The sequence below is a fragment of the Oleiphilus sp. HI0123 genome, from assembly GCF_001635315.1.
Genome location: NZ_LWGE01001070.1, coordinates 1 through 4,793, shown reverse-complemented (window position 1 = coordinate 4,793; position 4,793 = coordinate 1). Strand labels below are relative to the sequence as shown.

At 45.2% G+C, this 4,793-nt stretch carries 5 protein-coding genes and 1 pseudogene; 5 read left to right on the top strand and 1 reads right to left on the bottom strand.

All coding sequences use genetic code 11. The features are described 5' to 3' along the window. The 5 genes and pseudogenes from A3761_RS25720 to pgi form a co-directional block, all read left to right on the top strand. A pseudogene (locus tag A3761_RS25720) lies at positions 1-337 on the top strand (polynucleotide adenylyltransferase PcnB); the annotation flags it as partial. Positions 338-389: 52 nt separating this feature from the next. After that, the gene (gene folK, locus A3761_RS10175) at positions 390-893 is read left to right on the top strand and encodes a 2-amino-4-hydroxy-6-hydroxymethyldihydropteridine diphosphokinase (RefSeq protein WP_068510005.1); all 504 of its coding nucleotides are present in this window, start codon (positions 390-392) and stop codon (positions 891-893) included. A 98-nt stretch (positions 894-991) separates the two neighbouring features. Further along, positions 992-1,786 carry a 3-methyl-2-oxobutanoate hydroxymethyltransferase gene (gene panB / locus A3761_RS10170; RefSeq protein ID WP_197469979.1) on the top strand — a complete coding sequence of 265 codons (795 nt, stop codon included), beginning with the start codon at positions 992-994 and terminating at the stop codon, positions 1,784-1,786. 13 nt (positions 1,787-1,799) lie between these two features. Next, entirely contained in the window at positions 1,800-2,648 is an 849-nt protein-coding gene (panC, locus tag A3761_RS10165) for a pantoate--beta-alanine ligase (RefSeq protein ID WP_068553021.1), read from the top strand. A 21-nt stretch (positions 2,649-2,669) separates the two neighbouring features. Continuing rightward, positions 2,670-4,343, top strand: coding sequence for a glucose-6-phosphate isomerase (gene pgi, locus A3761_RS10160; protein WP_068553022.1), 1,674 nt, complete (start codon positions 2,670-2,672; stop codon positions 4,341-4,343). 2 nt (positions 4,344-4,345) lie between these two features. On the opposite strand, the gene folK (A3761_RS10155) is transcribed toward pgi, so the two are convergent. After that, positions 4,346-4,793, bottom strand: a 448-nt coding sequence (folK, locus tag A3761_RS10155; protein ID WP_068750173.1) for a 2-amino-4-hydroxy-6-hydroxymethyldihydropteridine diphosphokinase, incomplete at its 5' end; no start/stop codon positions are given.

Below are 4,793 nucleotides of genomic sequence, written 5' to 3'. Positions count from 1 at the left end.
ACTTACACTTCAAAGCCAACTACCTCATATATCTATACCCAAGCGCTTCACCTTAATGATGAAGGAAATATGGGAATACCAAATCAGACTCACTAAGACTCACGGCAAGCGGCCTTTCCACCTCGCTGAACAGCAACGATTCAGGGCTGCCTATGACTTTTTGTTGTTACGGGAGCAAGCTGGTGAACCTGTCGGCGAACTCGCTAAGTGGTGGACTGAATTCCAAATCAAGCACCCTTCTGCTGTTTATAACAAAGCTAATCATCGAAAAAAGCGTGAGACACCTGGTGCTGACCGCCGAAAGACCCGACAATCACGACGTCCAAAGCGATCATAATGCTGCAGGTATAAGTCAGCAGGAACTGTTCGGCGAGAAGAAAAAGCTAGTCATGAAACTAAATCAAGTACTCATCGGTATTGGTAGCAACCTGGAAAGTCCTCGTCTTCAAGTAATAAAGGCGATAGAAGCCCTATCCCGGCATCCTGAACTAAAGCTAATGTCATCATCATCACTATACAGTAGCTGCCCTCAAGGGCCTCAGGATCAAGATGACTTCGTCAATGCAGTCATCTGGCTTGAAACCGCTCTGGAACCACTCGCTTTGTTAAAGTGTACTCAAACACTTGAAGCCGAATTCGGGCGTATAAAGACTCGGCATTGGGGGGAGCGAATCATCGACCTGGATATTCTATTCTATAACGATGAAACGCTATCAAGCGACGACCCTGACTTACGCATTCCTCACCCTTATGCGCTGGAACGAGACTTTGTGCTGGTACCAGCAATCGAAATTGCGCCTGCTTGGACGCTTCCCGATACATCGACCCTAGAACAACATCTTTCTTCGTGCAGCGAGCATAATTTACTTCGTTTAGATGGCACTCCGACTTGAGTCTCGCGAAACAAGTAGCTAATCTACGCACAAGCTAAGCTCTGTCATAGATTATCAGTAGTCGGTTTTATACTACTGTGAAAACTAAGGATTATATGATGAAAACGACAACCCTGAGCCTTCGTAAACTAAAAGAGTCCAATGGAAAATTCTCCTGTGTCACAGCCTATGACGCAACCTTTGCTAAGTTAGCGTCGGATGCTGGTATCGACGTTTTATTAGTCGGCGACTCTCTAGGCATGGTGTTACAAGGTCAGGACTCGACATTGCCTGTTAGTATTGATGACATGGTCTATCACACTCAATGTGTTAGCAGAGGCGCTCAGTCTCCCTTAATTATGGCCGATATGCCTTTTAATACCCTGAATAGCCCTCACGATACCTTGAACTATGGTGGACAGTTGATGCAAGCAGGTGCCCATATTATCAAGCTAGAAGGCGGCGAGTGGCTTGCAGAGTATATTGAAGCCTTAAGTGATCGAGGCATTCCTGTTTGTGCACATTTGGGTTTAACGCCTCAGTCTGTCAATAAGTTAGGCGGCTATCGCGTTCAAGGCAAGGAAGCTGAAAAAGCTAACGCCATGATTAATACTGCGCGCGCCCTTGAAGAGGCCGGTGCCGATATGATCTTACTTGAGTGCGTACCCACCTCACTCGCTGAGCTCATTACCAAGAAAGTTAGTGTCCCTGTCATCGGAATTGGTGCGGGGAATGTTACCGATGGTCAGGTCTTGGTGATGCATGATCTCCTTGGAATTACTTCCGGACATAAGCCTAAGTTCGTAAAAAACTTCATGCAAGGCGCCGGTTCAGTGCAACAGGCCTTCGAGCACTACGACCAAGCGGTTAAGTCCGGCGAATTCCCTTCTGCCGATTATAGTTTTGCAGGCTAAACGAGACTCAAGCATGATCACCGTTAACAGTATTATTGCACTACGAAAAGTTATCAAAGAAGCTAGACAAGCCGGTAAAGTAATCGGCTTTGTACCCACTATGGGCAATCTTCATGAAGGCCATCTCAGTCTTATCGATCGTGCCCGCCAAGAAGCAGACTTAGTTGTCAGCAGTATCTTTGTAAATCCTATGCAGTTTGGTGAGAACGAGGATCTTGATGCCTACCCTAGAACACTTGAAGATGATAGTAAGCACTTACGTAGTAGATATTGTGATGTCTTGTTCGCACCACCTGTTAGCGAGATCTATCCAAACGGCTTAGCTGAAGAAACCAGAGTGGATGTGCCTGCTCTCGGAGATTATCACTGCGGCGCCAGTCGTTCCGGTCACTTCATTGGTGTCGCCACCGTCGTCACCAAGCTATTTAATATGGTGCAACCAGATATTGCAGTATTTGGTGAAAAAGACTTCCAACAATTAGCGATTATTCGCAAGATGGTTTCCGACCTTTGTATGCCTGTTTCTATCATTGGCGTCCCAACATCTCGGGAAGAGTCAGGTCTAGCCCGCAGCTCTCGCAATGGTTACCTTAGCCAGCAAGAAAAGCAAACTGCCGCTAAGATTTACCAGCTATTGCAACATTGTGCTGCGCAGCTTCAGGCTGGCGAACGGGATATCACTGCATTATGCGAGGACGCCAAATCACACTTGGTTAAAAATGGCTTTAAACCCGATTACTTCAATATAGCCAAGCCCACAACACTTGCTCCTTCACAAGAAACAGATACAGCTTTCGTAATTTTATTAGCCGCGTATTTGGGCTCAACCCGTTTAATTGATAATATAACGGTGAATCTTTAACCATCGATATTGAGTAACACTATGACATTGGATGTATTACCTAGTTACCAAGCATTAAAGGATCATGCCAAATTCATTACTAAGCTTCATGTAAAAGACCTATTTGAAGGTGATCCTAAGCGCTTTGATCGCTACTCCTTTCAGGCACCACATGTCTTTTATGATTATTCAAAAAACCGTGTCACCGAGGAAACGATTTCGCTCTTATCTCAGCTCACTGCTGAAGCAGGGCTTGAAGCAAAGGTTAAGGCCTTGTTTTGTGGCACAGGAGAGAATGGAGACTTACTGAACAACACAGAGGACAGAGGCGTCTTACATACGGCCTTACGACTTCCAAAGTCTAGCCTGACTCAAACTACTAGCTATTCGCCTAGCCAAGATATATTGGATGAAATCCTTGAATGTCGAATTCAAATTCAAGAATTCGTTGATAAAATACACCAACAGGAAGTTCTTGGTTACACCGGAAAACCCATTGATACTCTCGTTAGTATCGGCATTGGGGGCTCTTATCTAGGCCCCAAAACAGTTACCGAAGCACTATCACCCATCGCCAAAGAAGGCCTGAGTTGTCACTATATTGCTAACGTAGACAGTAGCGATAGCCACCAAGTGCTCTCTCAGATCGTACCTGAATCCACCATTTTCCTGATTCAGTCTAAGTCCTTCGGTACACAGGAAACACTTACAAATGCTCAAACTGTAAAGAACTTTCTACTAGAGCACGGAATGCTTCAAGAAGACCTTGGCATGCATCTCTATGCTGTGAGCAGTAATATCGAAGCTGCGATAGCCTTTGGAGTTAAGGAAGAAAATATCTTCCCTATGTGGGACTGGGTAGGAGGGCGCTATTCACTCTGGTCTGCAATTGGTCTTCCAATCGCATTTATGATTGGCAATGAGCACTTCGAAGCCTTGCTACAAGGCGCACACGAAATGGATGAGCATTTTATCTCAGCTCCCTTTGAGCAGAATATGCCAAGCCTGATGGCAATGCTAGGCATTTGGTACCACAGTTTCTTTGGCGCCGACTCACATGCCGTAATGCCTTATGATCAGTATCTGAGCTTTCTTCCTGATCACCTCCAGCAATTAGATATGGAGAGTAACGGCAAACACGTATCTACAAAAGGTAAAGCTCTTACTTACCATACAGGCCCTATAATATGGGGGGGTACTGGAACTAACGGCCAACATGCTTTCCACCAGTTATTGCATCAGGGCACTAAACTAATCCCATGTGACTTCATTGCTACGCTTGATACGCATCACCCATCAGGCTCTCATCATAAGATGTTATTGGCTAACTGCCTGAGCCAAACTCAAGCCTTGATGCAGGGGCGTAGTGAAAGGCAGGCTTTTCAAGAATTATTAAATAGGGGTTACGACGAACCCAAAGCCAAACTCATAGCCAAGCATATGGAGCACAAAGGTAATCAACCCAGTAATACCTTTCTTATTGAGAAAACGCTGCCAAAGAGCGTCGGTGCCCTAATTGCCGCCTACGAACATAAAGTTTTCGTTCAGGGTGTAATATGGGAGCTTAATTCTTTTGATCAGTGGGGAGTAGAGTTAGGTAAAAAGCTAGGTAACGAAGTACTCAAACAACTGGAAGACGCTGATTCCAACATTGCTGCAGATTCTTCTACTGCCGGTTTAATCGCTGAATACCACCGATTTCATGAAAACAAATAAGCTTAAGGCTTGAGAATAGCAGCAACTGAACTTGGATCAATTCGCCATACCTTTTGCTTCGCTTCGATTTCTACTTGCTTAAGCTGCCATAAGACTTGGTAGCTTAAGCCAGTTTTGCTATCGATATCATCCGGTGCTAACTCAGCCATCGGCCATAGAACAAAGCCATTGTAGTATAGCTCCGGCCTCGGGAGCTCAACTCCATCATGAAAACCTGTCAGTTGCCCGTAACTGACCACATCAATATCTAGCGTTCTTGGTGCAAAGTGTTTATCTCCGCGCAGGCGGCCGTGGCTATCTTCAATTGTTTTTAATGCCTTTATAACCTTGGGCAAGCTTAGCTCTGTTTCGATTGATACCGCCATGTTATAGAAACACGCACCGTCAAAACCAACCGGCTCACTTTCATAAATTGAAGACAAAGATAAGTCACCAAAGGTCCGTTTCAGG

What these genes read in the sequence shown, in the direction of transcription:
- folK (WP_068510005.1), top strand. Translation starts at nt 390, where the DNA reads ATGAAACTAAATCAAGTACTCATCGGTATTGGTAGCAACCTGGAAAGT.
- panB (WP_197469979.1), top strand. Translation starts at nt 992, where the DNA reads ATGAAAACGACAACCCTGAGCCTTCGTAAACTAAAAGAGTCCAATGGA.
- panC (WP_068553021.1), top strand. Translation starts at nt 1,800, where the DNA reads ATGATCACCGTTAACAGTATTATTGCACTACGAAAAGTTATCAAAGAA.
- pgi (WP_068553022.1), top strand. Translation starts at nt 2,670, where the DNA reads ATGACATTGGATGTATTACCTAGTTACCAAGCATTAAAGGATCATGCC.